The sequence below is a fragment of the Actinomycetota bacterium genome (assembly GCA_040757835.1).
Taxonomy (GTDB): domain Bacteria; phylum Actinomycetota; class Geothermincolia; order Geothermincolales; family RBG-13-55-18; genus SURF-21.
On record JBFLWJ010000004.1, the window covers coordinates 43,242 to 66,068 of the forward strand.

The 22,827-nt window shown below is 62.7% G+C and carries 25 protein-coding genes; 14 read left to right on the top strand and 11 right to left on the bottom strand.

Annotated features, from left to right (window positions below; all coding sequences use genetic code 11):
• Positions 1 to 24 precede the first annotated feature (24 nt).
• Together AB1384_05570 and AB1384_05575 are read right to left on the bottom strand one after the other, a co-directional pair.
• The gene (locus AB1384_05570) at positions 25 to 735 is read right to left on the bottom strand and encodes an SWIM zinc finger family protein (protein ID MEW6553736.1); all 711 of its coding nucleotides are present in this window, start codon (positions 733 to 735) and stop codon (positions 25 to 27) included.
• Between the two features lie 136 nt (positions 736 to 871).
• Entirely contained in the window at positions 872 to 1,135 is a 264-nt protein-coding gene (locus AB1384_05575) for a hypothetical protein (GenBank protein MEW6553737.1), read from the bottom strand.
• Positions 1,136 to 1,273: 138 nt separating this feature from the next.
• Between AB1384_05575 and AB1384_05580 the strand changes: the two genes are divergently transcribed.
• On the top strand, positions 1,274 to 2,125 hold the full coding sequence (locus AB1384_05580) for an SDR family NAD(P)-dependent oxidoreductase (protein ID MEW6553738.1): 852 nt from the start codon (positions 1,274 to 1,276) through the stop codon (positions 2,123 to 2,125).
• 155 nt (positions 2,126 to 2,280) lie between these two features.
• Here AB1384_05580 and AB1384_05585 read toward each other — a convergent pair whose 3' ends face one another.
• Positions 2,281 to 2,892, bottom strand: coding sequence for a TetR/AcrR family transcriptional regulator (locus tag AB1384_05585; protein ID MEW6553739.1), 612 nt, complete (start codon positions 2,890 to 2,892; stop codon positions 2,281 to 2,283).
• 203 nt (positions 2,893 to 3,095) lie between these two features.
• On the opposite strand from AB1384_05585, the gene AB1384_05590 reads away from it, so the two are divergent.
• From AB1384_05590 to AB1384_05600, 3 genes are read left to right on the top strand one after another with little or no spacing between them, the layout of a single operon-like run.
• Complete coding sequence (locus AB1384_05590; protein ID MEW6553740.1) at positions 3,096 to 4,823, top strand: AMP-binding protein; 1,728 nt, start codon at positions 3,096 to 3,098, stop codon at positions 4,821 to 4,823.
• Positions 4,820 to 5,899 carry an alpha/beta hydrolase gene (locus tag AB1384_05595; protein MEW6553741.1) on the top strand — a complete coding sequence of 360 codons (1,080 nt, stop codon included), beginning with the start codon at positions 4,820 to 4,822 and terminating at the stop codon, positions 5,897 to 5,899. The genes AB1384_05590 and AB1384_05595 overlap by 4 nt, the downstream gene beginning before the upstream one ends.
• A 25-nt stretch (positions 5,900 to 5,924) precedes the next feature.
• Entirely contained in the window at positions 5,925 to 6,773 is an 849-nt protein-coding gene (locus tag AB1384_05600) for an SDR family oxidoreductase (GenBank protein MEW6553742.1), read from the top strand.
• 67 nt (positions 6,774 to 6,840) lie between these two features.
• Here the strand turns inward: AB1384_05600 and AB1384_05605 are convergent, their stop codons facing one another.
• From AB1384_05605 to AB1384_05630, 6 genes are read right to left on the bottom strand one after another with little or no spacing between them, the layout of a single operon-like run.
• Positions 6,841 to 7,605, bottom strand: coding sequence for an alpha/beta hydrolase (locus AB1384_05605; protein MEW6553743.1), 765 nt, complete (start codon positions 7,603 to 7,605; stop codon positions 6,841 to 6,843).
• Positions 7,606 to 7,644: 39 nt separating this feature from the next.
• Positions 7,645 to 7,779: a hypothetical protein gene (locus AB1384_05610; protein MEW6553744.1), complete on the bottom strand. Its 135-nt coding sequence runs from the start codon at positions 7,777 to 7,779 to the stop codon at positions 7,645 to 7,647.
• A 60-nt stretch (positions 7,780 to 7,839) separates the two neighbouring features.
• On the bottom strand, positions 7,840 to 8,718 hold the full coding sequence (locus AB1384_05615) for an ATP-binding protein (GenBank protein MEW6553745.1): 879 nt from the start codon (positions 8,716 to 8,718) through the stop codon (positions 7,840 to 7,842).
• Position 8,719: 1 nt separating this feature from the next.
• Positions 8,720 to 9,580, bottom strand: a complete 861-nt coding sequence (locus AB1384_05620) for an ATP-binding protein (GenBank protein ID MEW6553746.1) — start codon at positions 9,578 to 9,580, stop codon at positions 8,720 to 8,722.
• Positions 9,574 to 10,143, bottom strand: a complete 570-nt coding sequence (locus AB1384_05625) for a NifB/NifX family molybdenum-iron cluster-binding protein (protein ID MEW6553747.1) — start codon at positions 10,141 to 10,143, stop codon at positions 9,574 to 9,576. The genes AB1384_05620 and AB1384_05625 overlap by 7 nt, the downstream gene beginning before the upstream one ends.
• 3 nt (positions 10,144 to 10,146) lie before the next feature.
• Positions 10,147 to 10,434, bottom strand: coding sequence for a hypothetical protein (locus tag AB1384_05630; protein MEW6553748.1), 288 nt, complete (start codon positions 10,432 to 10,434; stop codon positions 10,147 to 10,149).
• A 589-nt stretch (positions 10,435 to 11,023) separates the two neighbouring features.
• Here AB1384_05630 and AB1384_05635 point away from each other — a divergent pair.
• From AB1384_05635 to AB1384_05645, 3 genes are read left to right on the top strand one after another with little or no spacing between them, the layout of a single operon-like run.
• Positions 11,024 to 11,308, top strand: a complete 285-nt coding sequence (locus tag AB1384_05635) for a hypothetical protein (protein ID MEW6553749.1) — start codon at positions 11,024 to 11,026, stop codon at positions 11,306 to 11,308.
• Positions 11,272 to 12,351 (top strand): P-loop NTPase, encoded by a 1,080-nt coding sequence (locus AB1384_05640; GenBank protein MEW6553750.1) that lies wholly within the window; start codon positions 11,272 to 11,274, stop codon positions 12,349 to 12,351. The genes AB1384_05635 and AB1384_05640 overlap by 37 nt, the downstream gene beginning before the upstream one ends.
• 30 nt (positions 12,352 to 12,381) lie before the next feature.
• Positions 12,382 to 12,816 carry a 4Fe-4S binding protein gene (locus AB1384_05645; protein MEW6553751.1) on the top strand — a complete coding sequence of 145 codons (435 nt, stop codon included), beginning with the start codon at positions 12,382 to 12,384 and terminating at the stop codon, positions 12,814 to 12,816.
• A 60-nt stretch (positions 12,817 to 12,876) separates the two neighbouring features.
• Here AB1384_05645 and AB1384_05650 read toward each other — a convergent pair whose 3' ends face one another.
• Positions 12,877 to 14,418: a DUF5719 family protein gene (locus AB1384_05650; protein MEW6553752.1), complete on the bottom strand. Its 1,542-nt coding sequence runs from the start codon at positions 14,416 to 14,418 to the stop codon at positions 12,877 to 12,879.
• Between the two features lie 260 nt (positions 14,419 to 14,678).
• Between AB1384_05650 and AB1384_05655 the strand changes: the two genes are divergently transcribed.
• From AB1384_05655 to AB1384_05685, 7 genes are all read left to right on the top strand, one after another.
• Positions 14,679 to 15,398 carry a TetR/AcrR family transcriptional regulator gene (locus AB1384_05655; GenBank protein ID MEW6553753.1) on the top strand — a complete coding sequence of 240 codons (720 nt, stop codon included), beginning with the start codon at positions 14,679 to 14,681 and terminating at the stop codon, positions 15,396 to 15,398.
• The gene (locus AB1384_05660; GenBank protein MEW6553754.1) at positions 15,382 to 16,251 is read left to right on the top strand and encodes an ABC transporter ATP-binding protein; all 870 of its coding nucleotides are present in this window, start codon (positions 15,382 to 15,384) and stop codon (positions 16,249 to 16,251) included. The genes AB1384_05655 and AB1384_05660 overlap by 17 nt, the downstream gene beginning before the upstream one ends.
• On the top strand, positions 16,248 to 17,339 hold the full coding sequence (locus AB1384_05665; GenBank protein MEW6553755.1) for an ABC transporter permease: 1,092 nt from the start codon (positions 16,248 to 16,250) through the stop codon (positions 17,337 to 17,339). Before AB1384_05660 ends, AB1384_05665 begins: the two co-directional genes overlap by 4 nt.
• Complete coding sequence (locus tag AB1384_05670; GenBank protein MEW6553756.1) at positions 17,336 to 18,409, top strand: ABC transporter permease; 1,074 nt, start codon at positions 17,336 to 17,338, stop codon at positions 18,407 to 18,409. Before AB1384_05665 ends, AB1384_05670 begins: the two co-directional genes overlap by 4 nt.
• 37 nt (positions 18,410 to 18,446) lie before the next feature.
• Complete coding sequence (locus tag AB1384_05675; GenBank protein MEW6553757.1) at positions 18,447 to 19,652, top strand: serine hydrolase domain-containing protein; 1,206 nt, start codon at positions 18,447 to 18,449, stop codon at positions 19,650 to 19,652.
• A gap of 321 nt (positions 19,653 to 19,973) precedes the next feature.
• A complete protein-coding gene (locus AB1384_05680; protein ID MEW6553758.1) occupies positions 19,974 to 22,040 on the top strand; it encodes an aldehyde ferredoxin oxidoreductase family protein in 2,067 nt (688 codons plus the stop codon).
• A gap of 113 nt (positions 22,041 to 22,153) precedes the next feature.
• On the top strand, positions 22,154 to 22,465 hold the full coding sequence (locus tag AB1384_05685; GenBank protein MEW6553759.1) for a DUF6506 family protein: 312 nt from the start codon (positions 22,154 to 22,156) through the stop codon (positions 22,463 to 22,465).
• Positions 22,466 to 22,562: 97 nt separating this feature from the next.
• Here the strand turns inward: AB1384_05685 and AB1384_05690 are convergent, their stop codons facing one another.
• Positions 22,563 to 22,661 (bottom strand): acyl-CoA thioester hydrolase/BAAT C-terminal domain-containing protein, encoded by a 99-nt coding sequence (locus AB1384_05690; protein ID MEW6553760.1) that lies wholly within the window; start codon positions 22,659 to 22,661, stop codon positions 22,563 to 22,565.
• Between the last annotated feature and the right edge of the window lie 166 nt (positions 22,662 to 22,827).

A 22,827-nucleotide genomic window follows, 5' to 3' on the forward strand; every position in this document is an offset into this window, starting at 1 on the left:
CACCTTCTTGAAGTCGCCCCCCTCCTAAAAGAGGGGGGCGTCCTGCAGCAGGGAGAACACGCCGTTCAGGTCCAGGCCGGGAAACGAGAGGTCCAGGTCCGGTGGTTGCGAAGTTGCCTCGGCGCGATCCGCCGCCTCCGCCTCCCGGTAGGCGATGAACGGCCAGGCCTCTGTCCCGCCCCAACCTTCCTCCCCCTCATCCTCCGGCGCCATCCCCGCCGCATCCCGGAGCGACACGGTGGATACGCCCCGCAGGTTGAAGGCGATGAAGGGATCCTTATCGATTTCGTTGGCCACTATGTAGTAGACGGCCGCCAAGTGCTTACAGGGATTCGCCCAGTCGGGGCAGGAGCAGGAGGCCTCGATATCCCTCCAGGACCGGGGAAAGAGGGAGACGCCCGTGTTCTCCAGCAGGCCCAGCATGCGCTCGGGTAGCTTCCCCAGGCTCAGCTCCGAGGCGATGGCGGAACTGGAGGCCACCAGGAGCTTCACCTTGGACGCCTGCGCCCGTGTGAAGTCCTTCAGCTTGATGCTCACCTTATAGGGTTGCCGCCGAGTGCCCTGCACCCGCGCTCGCAACGTCCCGTCCCCTTCGAGATGGATCTCCAGCACGCTGCCGTTGCGCGCATAGCGCCTCCCCCGTGGCAGGCGATTGGTATCGTAGTCGATCCTTTCCATCGCCTCCACCCAGGCCTCGCCCCACCAGGTGCGCCCGAACGCGGTCCTCGCCGCCATTGCTTCCTCTCCCCTTCACGGTACCAAGCCGGTTCTTGAAGTATTCTACCGGGACCAAGAGACAGGTCTTATAATTCCGGTCCGATCATCGGCCGTAGGGGCTGACGAAAGTCAGCCCCTACGGCCGATGATACCTTTACTTAGCCTCGACCTCACAGACCTCCCCGGCCCTTTTCCTGCCGGATATCTTCTGCCGTATGATCAGCAGACTGGGAAGCACTAAGATGGAGCCTATCGGCGCGGCAAGAAGGCCAACCGCGGTCATCCAGCCGAGATGCCTCGGAAAGACCACGTTGGAGAGACCCAATATCCCGTATACCCCCGCCGTGGTCAGCGCGCCTGCTGCCGGGGCGCGGCCCACATCGAGGACCTTTGTCCGGACCGACTCCTCGAGGATCATCCCATGCTCGTCGTGCTGTTCCCTGAAACGGTGGGTAATGTGGATACCTTGCTTGCCGATATAATGTCAGCAAGAGGAGCGTATGTGAGAGAATCCGAATAGCATGGTGGCGGCACGAAAGGTCAGGAGGTGTGCGGCATGGGTTTTTTTCAGGGGAAGACGGCTATCGTGACCGGGGCGGGTTCCGGCATCGGCAGGGCGCTGGCCCTGGCGCTAGCTGACGCCGGCTGCAGGGTGGTGATAACGGACATCGTCCAGGAGCGTATCGATGCGGTCCTGGAGGAACTCAAGGCCAGGGGCGCCGACTGCGGCGGCTACCGCGTCGACCACTCGCGGCGCGAGGAGGTCGCGAGCTTCGCCGGCGCCTTCTTCTCCGCGTGGGACCACGTGGACATCCTGTGCAGCAATGCCGGGGTCGGCCACGGGGGCAGGTTCGAGGAGACCCCCCTCGAGGACTGGGACTGGGTCCTGGGGGTGAACCTCTTCGGCGCCATCTACATGCTCCACAGCTTCGTCCCCAGGATGATCGAGCGCGGGCAGGGCTCCATATTGCTCACCGCCAGCGACGCCGGCCTCTATTCCATCCCCTGCATGTCTCCCTACAACACCAGTAAGCACGCGGTCTTCGGCCTGGGCGAGACGCTGCGCATGGAGCTTATCACCCACAACATCAAGGTCAGCGTGCTCTGCCCGGGGTTCATCGATACCAGGATCATAAGCGACGGCAGGATATACCTCTACAACAGCAGCGGGAAGAGTTCCAAGGAAGAGATAGTGGCGTTCTACAAGAAACAGGGGGTGGACCCCTCCATCGTGGCCGCGGCAGCCCTGCGCGGGCTGGAGAAGGACAAGGGCATCATCCTGGCGCCCCCCTCCCATTCCCTTCCTCAGTTCATCCTCTTCCGCATCTCGCCCTCGCTCTACTACCGCCTCTTCCGCTTCCTGTGGAAGAAGGGGTTCATCCACAAGATCTTCGGCGCCAAGCCCTGAAGGCCGGCGGAGGCCCGGGGAGAAGGTGTACGAAAAGATCCCGGGGTACTGGCTCGCCTAATACCTTGAAGCGTGGGCGCAGCGCGGCCCGGAGGTGAAGTTCCCTGCCGACGGCCGTCTAACGCACCGACCAGCCGGCGGCGGTATCGGACGTGTCACGGCCTGCGGTCGGTGACGAAGTCGGCGAAGACGTCGACGACCGAGTAGATGTCGTCCTCCCCGGCGAACCAGTCAAGCTTGAGGAACTCGACATATGCCAGGATGAAATGAAACCCTAGGATGCAGGCGACCGCCGAAAGGGTGCTCACGTCCTCGTTTATCTCTCCACGCTGCTTGGCCTTCTCGATGATGGCCGAAAATAGTTCGTAGATTGACTGGAAGGTGTCCCGGATGTCCTCGCGGAGGTCTTCGTCACCCATGACATCGAGGGCCTGGAAGATGAGTTTGACCTTCAGCGGGTGCTCTTCGAGGTAGGTGAGGAAGTTCCTCTCGCTCATCTTCAGGAAGGTCCGGATGTCATCCATGGGAGGAGCGGACCGGCCCAGGGCCTCGAACAGCTCGTGGTGTGCCTGCGTTACGGCCTCGCGGTAGAGTTCCTTCTTGTTCTCGAAGTAGAGGAAGAGAGTGCGCTCGGAGACCCCCGCCGCCTGGGCGATCTCCTTGGTCGTGGCCCAGTGGTAACATTTCCCTCCGATCACCTCGGCGGCGGCATCGAGTATCTGCTTGCGGCGGATTTCAGCTCCGGGCCTTTTCGCCTTTTCGGCCATCACACACCTCCAGATATAAATAAGTAAGTGATTACTTATATTAGGAATAGCACATCCACAAGGCGTTGTAAATATTCATTTATGTGTTATTTAAGCGGGTATTCAGGCAATTACGCTTCATACTTGACCACAATAGCGATATTTTGTTAAATTAGCAAAATATAGTGAAGACTATACTCGATTGCATGGCGGCAGGAGTACAGATGAACCGGGAGAAGCTGCGAAAATACCGCCAGGTGCTGTTCATCGCCTGGCGAGGCCTGCGCAGCGGGGCGCTGTTCCTCGCGGATGAGATGCGCCGGGGGACGCTGCCCGAGAACCTGCTCTCCATCCTAAGGGCACGGGGCCTCTCCATAGCGGCCGACATGTCCCATGCCGAGCTCCTGGAGGAGAGGGCGGAGAAGATCGGGGAGAGGACGTTCCTCGAGTTCAAGGACTGGTCCTTCACCTATTCCGATATGGACCGCAACGCCAACCGCGTCGCCAACTTCCTGCGCGGGATGGGAGGAGGCCCCGGCGACGGGCTGGCGGTGATCATGAAGAACTCTCCCCGCTGGCTGGACGTCTTCTTCGGTTTGGAGAAGCTCGGGATGTACGCCGTGCCGGTGAACGTGGCCCTGCGGGACGACCAGCTCGCGTATATAATCGACAACTCCGACGCCCGTTTCGTCGTCATCGACCACGACCTGCTGCCGCACTACCTGGCGGTCGCGGACAGGCTCGGAAAGGTCGAGAGGGTCATCGTGAACGCGCGGGGCGCGCCCCCGGGACCCTCGCTGCCCGCCGGCATGGCGGACCTGGAAGATGCTTACGGGCCGGGAAGCGACGCGTCGAAACCGCCCGTGGGCTATGACCCGGACGACTTGATGATCATCATGTATACCTCCGGCACCACGGGGCTTCCCAAGGGGGTTGTCTACCGCTACGGTAACTCCGGCGTGAAGATGGTCTCGATCATGAGCCGGTTCTTCCTTGACCGCAACGATGTCTACTACACCTGCTACCCCCTCTTCCACGCCAACGCCCTCTTCCTCACCGTCACGCCCTGCCTGCACGCCGGGTGCAGGGTCGCGCTGGGCGAGAGGTTCAGCGCGAGCAGGTTCTGGGACGAGATGCGGCGCCACCGCGTGACCATCTTCAACGGGCTGGGCGCGGTGATGCCCATCCTGATGAAGCAGCCCGCCAGGCCCGACGACGGCGAAAACAGCGTCCGCGCGGTGCTCTCGGCCGGCTGCCCGGCGGGCATGTGGGAGGCGTTCGAGTCCCGTTTCGGCGTCCGCATCTACGAGGCTTACGGCGCGGTGGACGGCGCGGGGGTGGTCCTCATCAACCTGGGGACCGGGCCGGTGGGCTCCATGGGCAAACCGCTCGGCTCCAAGTGTCGCATCGTGGACGGAGAGGGCAACGACGTCCCGGCGGGGGCCCCGGGCGAGCTAATCAGTTACGTGGGCAACCGCCCCAGCGCCGTCGAGTATTACCGCAACGCGGAGGCGTCGAGCGACAAGGTGCGGGGCGGCTGGCTGCACACCGGCGACCTCGTCTACAGGGACGACGGGGGCTACATCTACTTTCTGGGGCGCAACACCGAGTCGATGCGCTGCAGGGGCGAGAACGTCTCCGCATACGAGGTCGAGCAGGCGATATTGAAGCACCCCGACGTGCTGGAATGCGCGGTATACGCCGTTCCTTCCGAGCTGGCCGAGGACGAGATCATGGTTACGCTGGTGCCCCTGGAGGGAAAGACCATCGACCCCGGGCGCCTGGCGGAGTTCCTCGCCGATAGACTGGCGAAGTTCGCCATCCCCAGGTACTACCGGGTCGTTTCCGGGCTTCCGAAAACTGAGACGCACCGCGTCATCAAGAAAGAGCTGGAATCTCTGGGCGTGACGGAAGACACGGTCGACATGGCGAGCGGGGAGAGCCGCGGGTGAGCGCGAAGGCAAGGGCGCTCAACGCCATCGGAGGGATCCCGGACCGAATGCTCCTGGGCATCCCCGACGTGACCGTCGGGAAGACCTCGGTGGAGCGCGAGACGTATCTCCGGCGGCTCGCCTTTTACGACCCCGACTCCTGGGACCCAGAGCGGAAGCCGTTCTTCCGCCTGCCCGACGGGCCTCCCGCCAGCGAGGTCGTCGAGTCCACGCCGTTCCTCACGGGGCGGCGCGACCTCTTCCGCTACCCGAGCCGTTACTCCCCCCGCAACCCCGAGTTGAGGGACCGCTTCAACTCCCGGCTGGAGGACCTCTCGGGCTATCTCCACCTCTGGCGCCACGACGGTTCCGCGGACCGGCCGCTCGTCCTGGTCATCCACGGGCTGATGATGGGAGGGCCGGCTAAGGCGCGGCGCATGTTCAGGATAGACACGCTCTTCCAGCTCGGCCTGGACGTGGCCCTCCACACCCTGCCCGGCCACTGGCGGCGGAGTAACCACCCCTGGTTCCAGCGGCTGCTGAGCCCCGCCGACGTGCCCCTCACGGTGGAGCGCCTGGCCCAGAACATCCACGACCTCCACTCCGCCCTGATCCTCCTGAGGCACACGGGCTACGGGAACATCGGGATCATCGGGGCGAGCATGGGCGGTTTCTCGGCGGCGCTCTACGCGGCACAGGTCAGCGGCGGGCCCGACTTCATGTTCATGGCCGTTCCGGCCGTCGCGGTCACCAACTACCTGAGACCCAGGCAGCGCCGCTTCGGGTTCCCGGTCGACGATGCGCTCGCCCGCTCTACGGGCCGCGCCCAGGAGCTGTGCTCGCCGCTGTACCTCGAGCCCCGTTTCGACGTGGGGCGCATCAGGGTGGTGGCCCACGCGGGCGACCGGGTCTGCGACGTGCGGGACACGAGGCGCTGGATAAAGAGATGGGGGATCGAGGACTACGCGGAGGTGACGGGCGGCCATTTTCTCTACCTGGACAAGCGGGCCCGGGGAGAGGCCTGGTACGGGCTCTTGAGGGAACACGGCTATATCGGGCGGGGGAAGCCACAGGCAAAGGCCCTGTCTCTGGCCTGACGTTTGAGGAGGAAAGGTGAGGCGGATGGAGATCCCGGGCAGGAAGGCCTTGATCACCGGCGCGGCGAGCGGCATCGGCAAGGCGACGGCCCTCGCCATGGCGGAACGCGGCGCCAGGCTGTTTATCACCGACATCAACGCGCGGGGGCTCGAGGAGACGCGGCGCCAGATCGAGGACCGGGGCGGAGAGGTGTGCTTTTCAATGCCCCTGGACATCTCGGATCACGCCGCGGTCAGGAAGATGGCGGATGAGGTCCATGCCGGGTTCGGCCCGCTGGACATCCTGGCCAACATCGCCGGGGTGGCGCTGTTCTCCCAGGTGGAAGACATGACCCACGCGCAGTGGGAGCGCATAGTGAACGTGAACCTCTGGGGGCCGTACCATGCCATCGAGTGCTTCGTCCCCGAGATGGTCCGCGCCGGTAAGGGCGGCCACCTGCTGCTCGTCTCCTCTACCGCGGGGATAATAGGGCTTCCCTGGCATGTCGCGTATGCCGGCACCAAGCACGCACTGGTGGGGAGCGCGGAGGTGCTGCGCTATGACCTGAGAAAGCACGGCATCGGCGTCAGCGTCATCCTGCCCGGCGCCGTCAACACTGGCCTGGTCCAGACGGTGGTCATCAACGCGGACGCGGACGCCTGCGAGAGGGGGCGCAGGCTGTTCAGCCGGCACGCCATAAGCCCCGAGAAGGTCGCCGGCCTGATCGTCGGCGCCATCGAGAAGAACAGGTACATGGTCATCACGTCCCCGGACATCAAGCTGCTGTATCTCCTGAAGAGAACGTTCCCGCCGCTGTACCACTTGGTCATGCGTATTATGACCTGGCTTGTGGACATGGTCCTTACGAGAGACAGCCTGCCTACTCGACCCTAAGGCAGGCTTTCCGGGGCCGTCCCACTGCATCATGGAACAACGGCGGGAGAGTAAGATCGGCACCCCGTCACAGAGACCGCACGAAATCCAGGATGGCCCTGCTCACTTCCTCGGGCTTCTCCATGGGGGAGAGGTGTCCGGCGTCGGCGATGTCCACGTGGACGGCGCCCGCTATGTGCTCGGCCAGGAACGCGCCGTACTTCACCGGGGTCATCTTATCGTCGGACCCGGTCAGGACGAGGACGGGCACCGCGATCTCGCCGAGGCGCTCCATGACATCGAAAGTATCGCAGGCCGTGAAATCCCCCCTGGTGACGGCGGGGGGGCACGCGGCCATGGCGTCCACGATGGGCTTCACCAGGGACGGGTCCGTCTGCTCGGAGGCGCTGAAGGCGTAGGACGCGTTTATAAAACCCTCGAAGTCCTTCTCCAGGGTCTCGAAGATGAGCGGCATCACCCGCAGCCTGGCCCCCGAGTTCACCAAGATGCCGGCCTCGTACTTTCCGGGCGAGTCCAGGAGGAGCTGCAGCACGATGGCGCCTCCGATGCTCAGGCCGCAGGGGATGACCCTAGGGGCGGCGATGGATGCGATGAAGTCCTCGAGGGACGCCGCGTAGTCCTCGACGCGGTCCATGCCCCCGCCGCCGCTCGCGCCGTGCCCCGGCAGATCGACGGCGATGGTGTTGGAGTGGTCCGTGAGGGCCTCCACCTGCGCGCGCCAGAGGACGCTCGTACCGCCCGACCCGTGGATGAACACGATGGTGGGCAGGTCCGGGTCCATCGGCCAGCGGCCCGCGGTGAAGCTGATGCCGGTCTCGTTCGACTCATACATCTCAAGGGACAGCTTAGCATTTTCGGAGGGCGTGTTCTATCAGACGTCGCGGACGCGGGCCGCCCACCTGCGCAGCGACTTGCCCATTGTCTGTGTGCCTCCGCCTTCGCACACCACGGTTACGGCCCTCTCCGCGTCGGCGATCCCCGTGCTCCTTCCCGTCCAGGCCAGCACCTCGTCTAAGCCTTCAAGGCTCCCGGCTGGGTTTTATCACCTTGCCGGCAGCCTCACGGTTCAACCCGTCGCGACCGCCGTGCGTTCTTCTATTACCAGGGCGAGGCGCCTTAAAGGCTCCTCTACCTCGGGCGGCACGTTCCCCACCGGGGGCCGTCTACCACGCAAGGCTTCCACCACTTCCCCCGAGAAAGGAATCTCGGCCGCCACCTCGATGCCGAGTTCTCCGCACCTTTTTCTTATGCGGTCAGCCAGCTCGGGCACGATGTCGCACTTGTTTATGCCCGCGATGGTGGGGATGCCGAAGTGCTCTGCCACCTGCAGGATCCTCTCCAGGTCGTGCAGGCCCGATAGTGATGGCTCGGTGATGATAAGGGTCAGGTCGGCGCCGCTCAGGGAGGCGATCACGGGGCATCCCGTGCCGGGCGAACCGTCCACGATGACCAGTGGGAGCCCCGCTTCGTGGGCGGTCAACTGGGCTTCCATCCTCACCCTGGTAACCACCTTCCCCGAGGCTTCCTCTCCCACCGCGAGTTCGGCTCCCACCATGGGACCATAAGGGGTCATGCCCCTGTAAACCTGCGCCCCGTCCGTTTCGAAGAAGTCGACGGCTTCCTCCGGGCATACAAAACCGCATACCCCGCAGCCCTCACAGCGAAAGGCATCAACCCGGTAGGGGTCACCGGTCGTAATGGCGCCGAATCGGCAGCTCTCGGCGCAAGCCCCGCAGGCGGTGCACAGATCGGGGTCTATCCGTGCTTTGCGGGATACCTTGAGCGGGAAAGAGTCATCCGTTTGTGGTGATAGCAGGAGGTGGAGGTTGGGCGCTTCCACGTCGCAGTCTGCCAGCACGACGGGTTTCAGCAGCTGCGCCAGGGACGCCGTGACCGTGGTCTTTCCCGTTCCCCCCTTACCGCTCAACACTACAAGCTGTTTCATCTCACACGCTCCCCCTTCCGACCATGGGTGTGATCCGCTCGTACAGGGAATAGAAGGTGCGCTGCCACTCCTCACCGGTATCCACAAGGTTGATCCCGCTCGAGGTGAGGCGTGCCGTTTCCATGGAGAAGGGTATGGAGAGGGCTATCTCCAGCCCGTGCTCCGCGCAGAACCTCTTGACCTCGGTGTCGCCCGGTATGTCCTTGTTCGCCACCACCAGCGAGGGCACGCCCAGCTCCTCCGCCATCTTCACCGCCATGAGCAGGTCATGCAGGCCGAAGGGGGTAGGCTCGGTCACCATCAGGCAGACGTCTGAACCTTGCACCGTGGTCATGGCCGCGCAGCCGGTCCCCGGCCCGCAGTCGACCACGTTCACGACCCCGGGATCGAGGCGTTCCTTCATCGCCGCGATGATCGGGCTGGCTTTGGGCTCTCCTATCTCCAGGACTCCATGCGTGAAACCCATGCCCTCGGGGGTCCGGCCCCGCTCAATAGTACCTATAACGCGTTCTTCCTCGCTGATGGCTTTGAGAGGGCATATCATCGTGCATCCCCCACACCCGTGGCACAGCTCATCGAAGAGCAGCACGCGCGCGGGCGTCGTGGCCAGCGCCCCGTACGCGCAGAAGGAAGAGCACTCGCCGCATCGGTCGCACAGTTCTTCATCGATGCGGGGGATGGAGATGGTCACGTCCTCCCGTTCCGAGATGGCGGGCTTGACGAAGAGATGGCCGTTCGGCTCCTCGACGTCGGCGTCGGTGAGCGCCGTTTCCAACCCCGCCCGGTGCAGCGCAAGGGCCAGGTTCACGGCCACCAGGGTCTTGCCGGTCCCGCCCTTGCCGGCGGCCACGGCTATTACCAACGCCCTCCTCCTCTTCCGCAGCCACGTCCTCTGCCCATACCGCCCCCGCGGCCGCCGCCCATACCCATGCCTCCGCCCATACCCATGCCTCCGCCCATGCCCATCATGCCCGGGCCCTGGAAGCTGGCTGGACCGGAGAAACCGCCTGTGCCCGTAGCTCCGGAAGCGCCTGTTCCCGGGCTGCCTGCCGGGCCGCTTCCGCTGCTCATGCCGGCATAGTCCTTGACCGTGGCAGAGGTGGTGTCGGAGAGGCCGCCCGCCTTGAGCGCCTGCAGCGCTTCCTCGATGGTGCCGAAGAAGCCCGTGTACACTTTTACCTGCCCTGATAGCACCTGCATGGCGTTGGGCCCGATGTTGCCGGTGACGACCGCTTCCACCCCTCTGTCCACCACGGACTGGGCGGTGCGGATGCCGGCCCCTCCTGCTGCCTCCCGGTTGCCGTTGGGCACCGCTTCCCAATCTTCCGTATCCGTGTCGTAGAAGATAAAGAACGCGCAGCGGCCGAAGCGTGGGTCCACGCTCCCTTTCAGGTCAGGCCCCGTCGATGATATCGCAACCTTCATGTTCTATTCTCCCTCTTTCTCCAGCTTGCTGATGCGCTCGCGCAGCTGGACCAGCGTCTCCTCCATCCTCTCCGCCTGGGCCTTCAGCAGCTCGAGTTCCCCGCTTGCCGCGGGCCAGTTCTGCGGCGGCGTAAACCGGCCCGTCGCAGCCGGCCACCTGCCTGTCAGCATGTACTCCGCGCACGGTCCCAGGCCGCTGCTGCTCCGGCCCGCCCAGCCCGGGCTGTAACCCAGCCTCATCCAACCCGGCTGCCCGGTGAGGTTATACATGTTCCTGTGTCCGTATCCCATGGTCTTCTCTCCTTTCTGTTCGCTCGGTGCGCCTCACGGCACATTCCATCAACCGCAATTCGCCCCCACCATGCGGGTACCGCACTTGGGGCAGCTCTTGGTAAAACAGGGGATGCCGCGCGTATGCGGTTCGCTGTGCCCGCACTTCGGACAGCTGCATACCGTGCTTCCGGCGGTGCCGCGCCCTCCTACGGGCCTGCCGCCTCTCCGTCCTCTCCCGAATCCTGCCATCAGGCTCACCTCCTGGTTTTATGATGCGGCCTGCATGCCGTTTCTATAACTAGGCATATGCCCATAAATATAATAAAATAATATTTAGCATATGTAAAGTAATGTCTTGGAGGCATTTTAAAAGAAGCTTGGAAACGATGTTTTAGTTACTAGACATATGCCATAAATAGGTTATAATCAGCTTTGTGATAGTCTATCCGGCTGGGTTGAAGAATGGAGGCCGAAGGATGCATATGCCGAGAAGGAAGACCCTGAGAAAAATGCACATATACTCGGGCCTTTTATCGGGCGCCATCGGGATCTATCTGTGGCTGGAACCGAAATGGCGCAAATGGAGGAGAGGGGTCGTGGATAGAGCATGACATCTCCCAAGGAGAACAAGGTAGCGGTGGCTTCTTTACAGCAGGAGCATAAGGTAGCGGTGGCGACGATCGACGGCAAGATCCTGGCATCGCATTTCGGTTCGGCGCCGTTGTTCGTGGTATTTACGGTCAAGAAAGGCAAGATCCTGGAGGAGGAGTTACGCGTAAACCGCGGGGACTGTACCAGGAACGCGGACGAGACCCAGGCGGGGGCCTGGCCGAGCGCGGCTACAAGGTCGGGGTCATGGACGTGGATTTCCACGGACCCAGCATCCCGGTGATTTTCGGCCTGGTGGACGAAAGGGTGACCGGCGACGAGAAAGGCATCTTCCCCATAACCGTCGCCGGGAACCTGAAAGTCATCTCCATAGGGTTGTTCACGGACGAAAACGACAGCGCTGTCATCTGGAGAGGGCCTCTGAAGATGACCGCCATCAGGCAGTTCATGGAGGACATCTACTGGGGGGACCTGGATTACCTGGTGATAGACTCTCCTCCGGGTACGGGCGACGAGCCCTTAAGCGTCGCGCAGCTGATACCGGACGCCTGGGGGCTGATCGTGGCCACCCCGCAGGAACTGGCCATGGCGGACGTGCGCAAGTCCATCGTTTTCTGCCGCCGTATCGGCATGCGCATTCTGGGGGTAGTGGAGAACATGAGCGGCCTGGTCTGCCCTCACTGCGGAGAGAGCATCGATATCTTCGGCAAGGGTGGAGCTCGCTCCATGACCGAGAAGATGCAGGTGGAACTCCTGGCCTCCCTATCCCTGGACGGAGAATTCGCGTCGTGGGCGGACCGCGGCGGGGCAAAAAAAGGCCACTACCAGGATGTGCCGGGTGTTGCGGGGATCCTTGACGGTATGGTGGATAGGGTCGTGACCGTGACCTCTTCCGTGGACACGCGGGCGGGTTCCGGGGGGAAGGCCGCTGGCGCACGGGAAGCTGACGGGGTACCCGGTGAAGCAGGAAGAAAGAAGGAGGAAGGAATGGAGGTCTATGCTGTTCCCACGCAGGACGGCGTTCTCTGCGCCCACTTCGGCCGCTGTGAGAAATTCACGCTGGTGGAAGCGGGAGACGGGGGAGACCCGGCCGTGAAGGAAGTCTGCGAAGCCCCGCCCCATGAGCCCGGTCTGCTGCCGCGCTGGCTGGCGGACAAGGGCGTAAAGACGGTGATCGCCGGAGGAATGGGCGCCAGGGCCCAGGAGATATTCGCCGAGAGCGGCGTTAAGGTGGTCTGCGGCGCGCCTCCCCTGGGCCCGCTGCTGGTCGTGAAGCAATACGTGGACGGGACCCTCGAAGTAGGGGAGAACGCCTGCGACCACTGACACGATGACCGGGCTGGAGGTGTGACCTAGATGTATGCAGTCGACGAGGACTTGTGCACCGGTTGTGGTCTTTGCGTGGAGGAATGCCCGAGCGGCGCCATCAAGGCGCTGGGGCGGGCGGTGGAGATCTCTGAAGGTCTATGCACGGCCTGCGGCTCTTGCGCCGAGGTCTGCCCGCAAGACGCCATATACGAATACGAGGAGTTGCCCGTGCTGCAGGGGCAGAAACGTGAGGCCGTACGCGCCGGCGCCCCGCACTCGCCGCTGACCGCCGCGGAGAGGAGTGCGCCCCTGGCAAGACAACAGAAGATAGCCGCTGCGGCTGTCCTGCTACCAGTGCTGTCGAAGCTCCTCTTCAGGCTGGCGGGGCGCGTCTCGCTGCGCGGCGGCAACCGTTCCGCGAAGTTGCGGCAGCCTTCCTGCAGTGACGCCCGCGGCGGACACCGCTGGCACGGTGGGCGCTGACCGGCCGCGGCTTGAAAACCGTTTCGAGATCAAGCGGGGACGTCACTGGAGGCGCCCTGCTTATTGCTCCCCCTCAACAACCGCGGCGCCGTCTTGCTGCCTTGGATAGGCGGCTTCCTCCGCCAGGACGGGTGCGCTCGCCAGCACGCACAGGGCGACCTCCCCGCTGCCGCCCACGAGATCGCTGACCGGCAGAGACAGATGTCCTTGCGCGGGAACGGCCACGGGCAACCGCTGAGATCGGGCCCCGCCGGTCATGACGCAGACCGTGCAGCCGGCGTCGGCGGTCCCCGGGTTGCAGAGGTACAGGCGTGTATCGAGCACCTGGCCGTTGACGCCACTGGAAAAGAACCATTCCGCGGCGGGCTGGTTCAGCCCCGCCGTGGTGCCCACCAGCGTCCAGCCCCGCCGGCCGTCTTGATACGTGGCCCTCTCGTACAGGAGAGGTCCGCTCGACAGCACCGACAAGGCCAGGTCCTGGCCAGCGCCGAACAGCTGGTTTAACCGCAGCGACACGGTGCTTCCCGGCGGGACGTTCACCACCCTCTCCGTGGAGGCCGCCTGGCCCGCCAGGTTTCTGACGGTTGCAGCCGCCTCACCCGTCCCCCCGTTGGTCATACAGAGCCATGTCTCGAGACCCTCCGCCGTGTTCGCATGCGCGAAGTACCACTGTGTCGCGGGCTGATAGACGCGGGTGGCGCTGGCCCCTCCCCCGTAGTGCCTGCGGTAGATGTCCTCGTAGACCAGGCGCGAAGCCTCCCGGTGCACGCTGTCCGAGCCGCCCTTCGAGAGCACGCAGAGCACGTAGGTGAGGTCGTCCAGGAAAACGATGGCGGCGTCGTTCAAGGTGCCCTGGTAGTCGCCGGTCTTGTTGCCCACCTCCACTCCCGCGGGTAGCCCGGCCGGTATGCGGCCCTTCGTGGTGCTCTCCTTGAGGAAGGCTACTACCTCCTGTCCCAGGGGGTCGGTCGCGGCGAATTGCAGCACGCGCATGAGCAGGATGCCCATCTCGCGGGCGGTGGTGGAGTTGATATTATAGGTCCCGGCCACGGGGCAGCCGATAGAGGCGGCGTAGTCGCGGAAGGTGCGGTATCCGTAGGTGCGCTTCAGCATCCTCGCAGCCACGTTGTCGCTGTTGACGATGGCGTACCTGCAGAGGTCGCGCGTGGTGAAGGCGGTGCCCACGGGCGCGCTCTGGATCACCCCCTCCTCTCCCTCCAGGTCGCCGCCCTGCATGGCGATGGTGCGGCTCAGGTCCACCTCGCCCCGGGCGGCCTGCTCGTAGATGAACATGACCAGGAAGAGCTTGTAGCAACTGGCCGCGTAGAAGGTCTCGTTCTCCGCGTAGCCCGCCTGTTCCCCCGTCTCCAGCACGTTGAGGTAGATGCCGCAGCTGCCGTAGTTGTCCTCCGCCAGCTGCTGTAACTGCACCGCGATGGGAGGCGGGGCAGCCTCGCCGCCCGCCTGCGAATAGACTCCGAGGGTCCGGCTTCCAGGTTCGGCTACAGCGGCGGCAGGAAGGGCGGAGACAAGGAGATGAGCAACCGGAAGCAGTAGGGAAAGAAACGTGAGTAGAAAAAGCCTGCGTCTAGACGTCACCATCATGCCCCTTATCAGATCCGGTGTCCGCGATCATGGAAGAAAAACTCAGAGAACGTATTCCCATCGGACCTCCCGATGCGCGAGATCGTTACGTGGACTTCGTGTATCCCTGATCTAGCTTACCACCTTGCGCACTCGGGAAAGAGGATGGCTTGTTGACAATGGCGATGGTACGAGTTTAAATATAAACCGACGGTCGGTTTATTAATAGGAAGGATAGCCGGCCTGAGAAACAATGCACGGTAACGGGAGGTCGTCACATGGCGAGACCCAGGAAGGTGGAGGCCAGAGAGGATACCAGGGGAGAACTGGTGGATGCAGCCTGGCGTCTCTTTTCCACGGCGGGATACGATGCCACGCCTGTAGAAGCCATCCTGGACGCCGTAGGCCTTTCCAAGGGGGCTTTCTATTACTATTTCAGCGGCAAGGAAGATATCCTGGATGAGGTGGTAGGCCGCATGGTCGACGAGATGGCTTTAAAGATCGAGGGCATACCGCGCACGAAAGATATCTCCCCCCTTGAGAAGATGAACCGCTTCATGGAGGCGATCAGCGGATGGAAGCTGGCACACATGGATATCCTCAGCGAGGCGGTGAAGGTCATCTACCGCGACGAGAACGCCATTATCCGCCAAAAGATGAACAGGAAAGCGGTGCAGGGATTCACGCCTGCACTGGCGGAGATAATCTCACAGGGCATGGAGGAAGGCGCCTTCGACGTGGAGCGCCCGGAGGATACCGCCGAGATGATCCTGCTCCTCTCCAATGCCATGGCCGAGCGGCAGGCCGCCGATATCGCCAGGCTGGAAGACGAACCCGAGAGCATGCAAAGCATCCTGCACAGGGCCCGGCTATACCTGGGGACCGTAGAGAAGATCCTGGGGTCGCCCCGGGGCACGATATATCCCCTTGACGACAAGAGGGTCGAAGAAGTGAAACGGGCCTTGAAGAAAGGAAGGGTGAATGAGAATGGCGCCTGAGACGACACTCGCAGCCGAGAACATAGCATACGCCTACGGTGATATAACGGCGGTCGACCACATCTCCTTTCAAATAGACCGGGGAGAAGTATTGGGATTCCTCGGCCCCAACGGTGCCGGCAAGACCACTACCTTGAAGATGCTCATCGGGCTGCTGTCGCCTCAGGAAGGGAGCATCACCATCCTCGGCGAGGACATGGTGAGAAACAGGGAGAAGATCCAGGCGCAGATCGGCGTATGCTTCGAGGAAAAAAGCCTTTACGAGGATATGTCGGCGGCTTCCAACCTCAAGTTCTTTGCCTCGCTCTTCGGGATAAAAGACCTCGATACGGCAGGATTGCTGGAAAGGGTGGGACTGCCGGAGGACCGTAAAGACAGAGTGTCAAATTATTCCAAAGGGATGAAGCAGAGGCTCATGGTCGCGAGGGCCCTGGTCAACCGGCCGCAGGTACTCTTCCTGGACGAGCCGACCGACGGTCTCGACCCGGTTTCGTCCGAGGCTATCCGCACGGTGGTCATGGAGGAGAAGGCCAGAGGGGTCACGGTATTCCTCACCACCCACGACATGATGGAGGCGGACAAGCTCTCCGACCACGTCGCCTTTATCAATGAAGGAGAGATCGCCGCTCTCGATACTCCAGAGAACCTCAAACACGAGTACGGAAAGAGGGTCCTGAAGATACGCTATCACCTGGAGGGAGAGCTCCGCGAGGAAGAACTACCCCTCGAAGAGGAGGAAACGGGCCGGCGCACCCAGGAGATACTGGGAAGCTTCGATGTCCTGGACATGCATACCGAGGAAGCCACCCTGGAGGACATCTTCATCCAGCTGACGGGAAAGAAGCTGAAGTGAACCGCGTCTTTGCCATCGTCAGGAAAGACCTGGCGCAGATCCTGCGCAACCGCTTCGTCATGGTCATCTCGGTACTGTTCATCGTCATCTACGCATTGATGTATTATCTCCTGCCCTCGCAAGTGGACGAGGTGTTCAAGATGGGTTTCTGCCTCGAGATCAGCGAGGAAGCCGCCGCGGAGTTCGGCCTGGAAGGGGGAACGGAAGAGATCGCGGCAAGGCTGAGCGAGGCGGGGAAGCAGGAGGCGGAGGGAGGGCTGGAGCTGGTCTGGGCGGACTCGCCGGAGGACCTCCAGAGGATGGTGGAGGAGGAGGAAGTCAGCGCCGGCCTGTCGCTGGTCGTTTCGGGGCGGGAACCCGAGCTGGTCCTCTACGTCTCGTCCGAGACCCCGGAGGAGGTCACCCAGGCGGGTGAAGCCATCGGAGCGGAGATAGGCTACGCCCTTATCGGGTACCGACTTCCGGCCGAGTTCGAAGCGACGGTGATAGGCCCGGACATGGCGGGCCGGCAGATCCCGATGAAAGACAGGTTGCGGGTCATCCTGCTCACCTTCGTGTTTCTCCTCGAGTTGTTCAGCCTGGGAAACCTGCTCATGGAGGAGGTCCAGAGAAAAACGGCCGTGGCCCTTCTGGTCACTCCCGTGACCCTGCGGGATTTCGTGTCGGCAAAGGCGATCACGGGCATCTTGAATACCTTCTTCCTGGGGTTCCTGATGGCATTGCTCCTGGGGGCGATCTCGGTGGATACCTGGCTGGCTATCATCGTCCTCCTGTTTCTCGGTGCCGCCATGATGGTAGGCATAGCATTTATCGTTGGCTCATTGAGCAGGGACTTCATCTCCATGACCATGATATCCCTGATCCCCTTCGTGGTATTGATAATACCGGGCTTCCTGGTGATATTCCCCGGCTTCTATTCGCCCATCATGAAAGCGATACCCACCTACTGGTTGATCGAGCCGCTAGACGGTATCCTGAATTATGGGATGAGATTGTCCGACTACACCACGTCCCTCATCTACCTCGTCCTCTTCACCGCAGGTTTCTTCATGCTGGGGTTCGTCATCCTGAGGAGGAGGCTGGCATGAGCATAAACAGGATCCTCGCCATCATAAGAAAGAGCTTGAACCCGAGAAACCCCTATATCTTCTTCGCGATACTTGGCCCGCTGCTCTTCGCGGCCGTATTCCAGCTCATCTTCGGCATCTGGCAGACCAGGCCGAAGATAGCCATCTACGAAGAGGGCGATCAGGCGATCGCCATTGAGCTCGAGGGCTCGGAGGCAGTCGACCTGCTGTTGGCGGGTTCAGCGGATGAGGTCATCGCATTGGTGCGAGACCAGAAGGCCGACGTGGGGGCTGTCTTCACCGAGGACGTGAAGGAAAGACTGGAGGCGGGGGAGAAAGCGCTGGTTGACCTGTATATAGGGGGGGAGAGCCTGGCCAAGAGCAGGGCGATAGCCCTGGCCGAGATAACCGGCGCGGTCAGGTCGCTGTCTCCCGAGGTCCCGCAGATCTTTTTCGAACAGGTCAAGCTGGGGGAGGAGAAAGCGCTCTCACTGATGGACATGTTCCTGCCCTTCATGGTCATCTACATCATCCTTCTCGGCGGCTTGATGCTGACGGCGTCTTTCATAGTGAACGAGAAGGAAAAGAGGACCTTCGCCGCGCTGCTGGTCACCCCGGTCACTCTGCCCGAGATACTCATCGCTTTCGGTTCGGTCGGGACCATCGTCTCGCTGGTCATGGGTATCATCCTGGTGCTGCTTACAGTCGGGTTCGCTCAACCGCTGCTCATGTTCGCGATATTCGTATTGGGGTCGATCCTGGGAGTGGAATGGGGACTCCTCTTCGGCCTGCTGTCCAAAGACCAGACCATACTGGTGGCCTACATCAAAGCGTTCGGGATCTTCCTCATCGCCCCGGCGCTTTTCATCATCTTCCCCAGCTGGCCGCAATGGATAGCCAGGATCTTCCCCACTTACTATATCGGCAACCCCATTTTCCGCATCGCCATCTATGGAGAAGGCTGGAGCGAACTGGGCTGGCAGGTGCTCGTCCTGGCCTGCTTCGTCGCCCTTTTCGCCGTTCCCATTCTGGTGTTTGCCTTGAGGTGGGGCAGATCGTCCAGAACGTGGCTGCTCACCATTTCCAGCTGACCAATGCGGTTTTCCGTATGAAAGGAGGCAGGCCGGGATGAGCATCAGGGTTGATGAATCGATGGTCCACGGGTCGGTGGCGCCGGGCTTCGAGAAGGTCAGGGAGGAATTCGCAAAGAACTTCACCCAGCGCCGGGAGCTCGGGGCGGCATGCGCCGCCTACCTGCGGGGCGAGAAGGTGGTCGACCTCTGGGGCGGATACCGCAACGGGAAGACAATGGAGCCATGGCTGGAGGACACCCTGGTGCTGGTCTTTTCCACCACCAAGGGGATCTCCGGGATGGCCTGCGCCCTGGCCCACAGCCGCGGCTACTTCGACTACGACGAGAAGGTCTCCACATACTGGCCGGAGTTCGCCATGGGAGGCAAGGAGGACATCACCGTGAGGCAGCTCCTCTCCCACCAGGCCGGCCTGTGCGCCATCGACGAGCCCATGGACCTGGAGACCCTGGCGGACCCCGACAGGGTGGCCGCCGCCATCGCGAAGCAGAAGCCCGCGTGGGAGCCGTGCAGCAAGCACGGCTACCACGCCCTGACCCTGGGGTGGTACGAGAGCGAGCTGGTGAGGAGGACGGACCCGCAGCACCGCACCATAGGCAGGTTCTTCCAGGAAGAGATCGCGGCGCCCCTGGGGCTTGAGATCTATATCGGCCTGCCGGGCGAGGTGCCGGACTCCCGCATAGCAGATATCTACGCTCCTGCCTACAAGTTCAGGATGGTCTTCAACATAGGCAAACTCCCCAGGGACTTCGTCAAGGCTTTCCTCAAGAAGGGGACCATCACCAACCGCTCGTTCACCAACCCCAAGGTCCTGGGCTCACCTGTCAACTACAACCGCCGGGACATGCGCTCCATCGAGCTGCCGGCCGCCAACGGCATCGTGCAGGTGAGGGACGTGGCCCGGCTGTACGGCATCTTCGCTGTCGGGGGAGAGGAACTGGGGATCAAGCCGGAGACCCTGGAGGCCATCATGCGGCCGGCGCAGGACCCGGCCGGGGGCCGCTACGACCAGGTCCTGCACATGCAGAGCCGCTTCTCGCTGGGGTTTCTCAAGCCCTTCGACGAGTTGCGCTTCGGCACCAGCGACAGGGCTTTCGGAACCCCCGGCGCCGGCGGCTCCTTCGCCTTCGCCGACCCGGACACCGGCGCGGGTTTCGCCTACGCTATGAACAGGTCCGGCTTCTACGTCTTCGGCGACCCCCGCGAGACCGCCCTCTCCGACGCCTTCTTCTCATGCGTCTGAGGGGTCAGGTCTTGGATCTTGGATACCCCGGTATGTGAGCTCTCTTAAGGCCATTTATCCCGTCGTGTGCGGCAACTTCGCAGCAGCTGTCAGAAAATTACATCCAAAAACCAAGACCTGACACCACGGCACTGCCTGGTTTGTCCGCCCGTGAAAAAGGGTATGCTTCAAGATGGAAAACAGCGGGCTAAGCTGATAACGTACGGCTTTCGCACCACGGAAGACCCAGGGGTTGGACAATCGCAAGTAGATGAGAAAGGCGTAAAGAGCTCGCTTTGCCATGCTCGCTCGCCGGGGGTTGTAAGGAAGGGGCTGATCCGGATGATGGGAGGAAACTGGGGCAAGGTCCTGGAGGTCGACCTCACCGCTGGGACCACGCGAGAACTGGAACTGGACGAGAGGCTCTACCGGGACTACTTGGGGGGCAGCGGCCTGGCCGCTAAACTATTCTTTGACCGCCGCCTGTGGGAGGTGGAGCCTCTCTCCCCCGACAACCAGCTCATGATCATGCTCGGGCCTGTCTCGGGAACCAACCTGCCCGGGGTGTCCCGGCTGGAGATCTGCGCGCGCTCCCCTCTCACGGGCATCTGGGGGGAGTCCTGCATGGGTGGCCATTTCGCCCCCCAACTCAAGAAGACCGGTTATGACGGTGTCATCGTGAAAGGTGCCTCCGGCAAACCGGTCTATCTATACGTCAGCGACGTGAAGGTGGAGATCAGGGACGCCTCCCACCTGTGGGGAGTGGACACCTACGAGACGGAGGAAAAGCTCAAGGAGGAGGTTGGCGACAGGCGGGCCCAGGTGATGTGCATCGGCCTCGCCGGGGAGAACATGGTGAAGTACGCCAACGTCATGAACGACCGCGGCTCCACCGCCGGACGCTGCGGCATGGGGGCGGTGATGGGTTCCAAGAAGCTCAAGGCGGTGGTAGCCCGGGGCAGCAAGAAGATCCCCATCGCCGACGAGGCGGGATATAAGGCCGCCCGCGACCACCTCAACGAGGTCCTGAAGTTCAGCATGATCGGCGAGTCCTTCGCCACCTACGGCACCAACGTGGGCATGGACTTCGGCATGGCCATGGGCGACGCTCCCACCAAGAACTGGCGCGAGGCCTACTGGGAGGCCGGGCCGGAGAAACTCGGCGGCACGGCGGTGGCCGAGACCATCCTCACAAAGACCCACTCCTGCTACGGCTGCCCCATAGCATGCAAGCGGATCGTCGAGGTCGACTCCGGCCCCTATGCCATGGAGGAAGGCCCCGGCTCTGAGTACGAGGCCGCCGCCGCCCTGGGTACCCTGCAACGCATGGACAGCGTCGAGGCCAACAACAAGGCCAACGAGATGTGCAACCGCTACGGCATGGACTGCATCTCGGCCGGGGGGACCATCGCCTATGCCGTAGAGGCCTTCGAGGCGGGGCTCATCGTGGAGGGGGACACCGGCGGCATCAGGCTGGGGTGGAACCAGCCCGACACCCTGCTCCTGCTCATCGACAAGATCGCCCAGCGCGAGGGCTTCGGCGACGAGCTGGCCGAGGGGGTGCGCGCCATGTCGGAGAAGTACGGGGGGGAGGAGTTCGCCCTCCACGTCAAGGGCCTGGAGTGCCCCATGCATGACCCCCGTGCCCTGTGGGCCATGGCCCTCACCTACGCCACATCGGTGCGGGGGGCCTGCCACGTCACGGACGCCAACCTCTTCGCCGATTACGGGATGACCAGCCACAGCGATTTCGGTGCGAAGAGGACATGGCCTTACAGGGCCAAGGGTAAGGCGGCCCAGACGGTCGCGGCGCAGAAGAAGGGCTCGATAGGGAACTCGGCGGTCATGTGCCATATCGCCTGGGCCTCGGAGGGCGGGGGGGTCAAGGAGATGGCGGAGATGATCAACCCCGTCACCGGCTTCGCCTACGATATGGACGAGCTGGCCCGGGTAGGGGACCGCATCTGGCTGATCAAGCGTGCAATCGACAATCTATGCGGCGTCACCCGTGAGGACGACCGCCTTCCCAAACGCTTGACGGAGCCCCACCCCGAGGGCACCACCTCGTACCTGACCATGGCGGCCTTTCCCACCATGATGACCATGAAGCCCATGGGCAAGTTGAGGGCGGAGAAGGTCAAGGACGCCCTGGCCGGCTTTCAGATGAAATACCTGGTGCCGAATATCGACAAGGTGCTCAGGCTCCAGGCCAACCTGCCCGGCTTGCGAGGCCACAAGAAGAGGCTGGAGGCGGGGGAAACAGAGGAGATAAAGAGGAGGACCGTGCCCATCGAGAATATGCTCGAGGAGTTCTACCGCCTGCGCGACATCGACGCCCAGGGGCGCCCCAGCCGCCGGGTCCTGGAGGAGCTGGGCATGCACGAAGTCGCCTCCGCCCTGCATGGATAGGGGTCAAGCCCCTACACGGCCGACCTGCGAAGGATTGTTTACATGCGCCGAGGAGTACAAATAATATGAAAAAGTAGCCACTCGGCTTGGAGAGTTAGCTGGAGGTGTTGGGTTTGGCGTTCATAGCCGCTTTCGTAGCCCATGCGCCGGATGCGGATCCCGAGAAGCACAGGTGCGTGGTGGAGACCCCCAAGTACAAGCTGTTCGTCAACGTGGTACAGGGGCAGGAGCAGGCGAAGGAGGTGTGCAGAGAGCTGGTCGAGGAGGAGGGCGTCACCTCCATCATCCTCTGCCCCGGTTTCACCAACCGCGATATAGCCGAGATCTCCGAGGTCGTCGGTCAAGGATGCGGCGTCAACGTGGCCAGGGGTGACGGCCCCAGCACCCGCATCGCCGTGGAGACCATCGCCAGGGAATGGGCCTGACCGGGCAGAACCCGGAGGTGGCGTGAAGATCATCGCCTGTTCATCGAAGACGAAGAAAAGGCCCTGCGAAAATGGTCTGACGCTGGTTAGGGCCGGCTCACCCCAGTGACTCCTCCAGGAAGCTCAGGACCCTTGCCCAGGATTCCGCGCTGGCGCGCGCGTTCACCCCAGGATCGCCCCCGAACTCCAGGGCCATGCCGCGTCGTACGTCTTCTCCCGTTTTGTCGTCACGAAACCCCCTTTTATAGACTTTCTTCCCACGGGATGAACCGTGCGCGACCCACCCCCCCGCTAACTTACAGGGTATTGTCTATACTGGATGGTAGGATGATAGACGCGGCTTTCGCGGGCCGTTGAGCAAA

Bases quoted from the DNA above. Each gene is read 5' to 3' on its own strand.
- AB1384_05590 (MEW6553740.1), top strand. From the start codon at position 3,096: ATGAACCGGGAGAAGCTGCGAAAATACCGCCAGGTGCTGTTCATCGCC.
- AB1384_05580 (MEW6553738.1), top strand. From the start codon at position 1,274: ATGGGTTTTTTTCAGGGGAAGACGGCTATCGTGACCGGGGCGGGTTCC.
- AB1384_05625 (MEW6553747.1), bottom strand. From the start codon at position 10,143: ATGAAGGTTGCGATATCATCGACGGGGCCTGACCTGAAAGGGAGCGTG.
- AB1384_05660 (MEW6553754.1), top strand. From the start codon at position 15,382: ATGAGAATGGCGCCTGAGACGACACTCGCAGCCGAGAACATAGCATAC.
- AB1384_05635 (MEW6553749.1), top strand. From the start codon at position 11,024: ATGACATCTCCCAAGGAGAACAAGGTAGCGGTGGCTTCTTTACAGCAG.
- AB1384_05650 (MEW6553752.1), bottom strand. From the start codon at position 14,418: ATGGTGACGTCTAGACGCAGGCTTTTTCTACTCACGTTTCTTTCCCTA.
- AB1384_05690 (MEW6553760.1), bottom strand. From the start codon at position 22,661: ATGGCCCTGGAGTTCGGGGGCGATCCTGGGGTGAACGCGCGCGCCAGC.
- AB1384_05585 (MEW6553739.1), bottom strand. From the start codon at position 2,892: ATGGCCGAAAAGGCGAAAAGGCCCGGAGCTGAAATCCGCCGCAAGCAG.
- AB1384_05615 (MEW6553745.1), bottom strand. From the start codon at position 8,718: ATGAAACAGCTTGTAGTGTTGAGCGGTAAGGGGGGAACGGGAAAGACC.
- AB1384_05645 (MEW6553751.1), top strand. From the start codon at position 12,382: ATGTATGCAGTCGACGAGGACTTGTGCACCGGTTGTGGTCTTTGCGTG.
- AB1384_05575 (MEW6553737.1), bottom strand. From the start codon at position 1,135: ATGATCCTCGAGGAGTCGGTCCGGACAAAGGTCCTCGATGTGGGCCGC.
- AB1384_05675 (MEW6553757.1), top strand. From the start codon at position 18,447: ATGAGCATCAGGGTTGATGAATCGATGGTCCACGGGTCGGTGGCGCCG.
- AB1384_05570 (MEW6553736.1), bottom strand. From the start codon at position 735: ATGGCGGCGAGGACCGCGTTCGGGCGCACCTGGTGGGGCGAGGCCTGG.
- AB1384_05655 (MEW6553753.1), top strand. From the start codon at position 14,679: ATGGCGAGACCCAGGAAGGTGGAGGCCAGAGAGGATACCAGGGGAGAA.
- AB1384_05605 (MEW6553743.1), bottom strand. From the start codon at position 7,605: ATGTATGAGTCGAACGAGACCGGCATCAGCTTCACCGCGGGCCGCTGG.
- AB1384_05670 (MEW6553756.1), top strand. From the start codon at position 17,336: ATGAGCATAAACAGGATCCTCGCCATCATAAGAAAGAGCTTGAACCCG.
- AB1384_05600 (MEW6553742.1), top strand. From the start codon at position 5,925: ATGGAGATCCCGGGCAGGAAGGCCTTGATCACCGGCGCGGCGAGCGGC.
- AB1384_05630 (MEW6553748.1), bottom strand. From the start codon at position 10,434: ATGGGATACGGACACAGGAACATGTATAACCTCACCGGGCAGCCGGGT.
- AB1384_05680 (MEW6553758.1), top strand. From the start codon at position 19,974: ATGATGGGAGGAAACTGGGGCAAGGTCCTGGAGGTCGACCTCACCGCT.
- AB1384_05640 (MEW6553750.1), top strand. From the start codon at position 11,272: ATGGACGTGGATTTCCACGGACCCAGCATCCCGGTGATTTTCGGCCTG.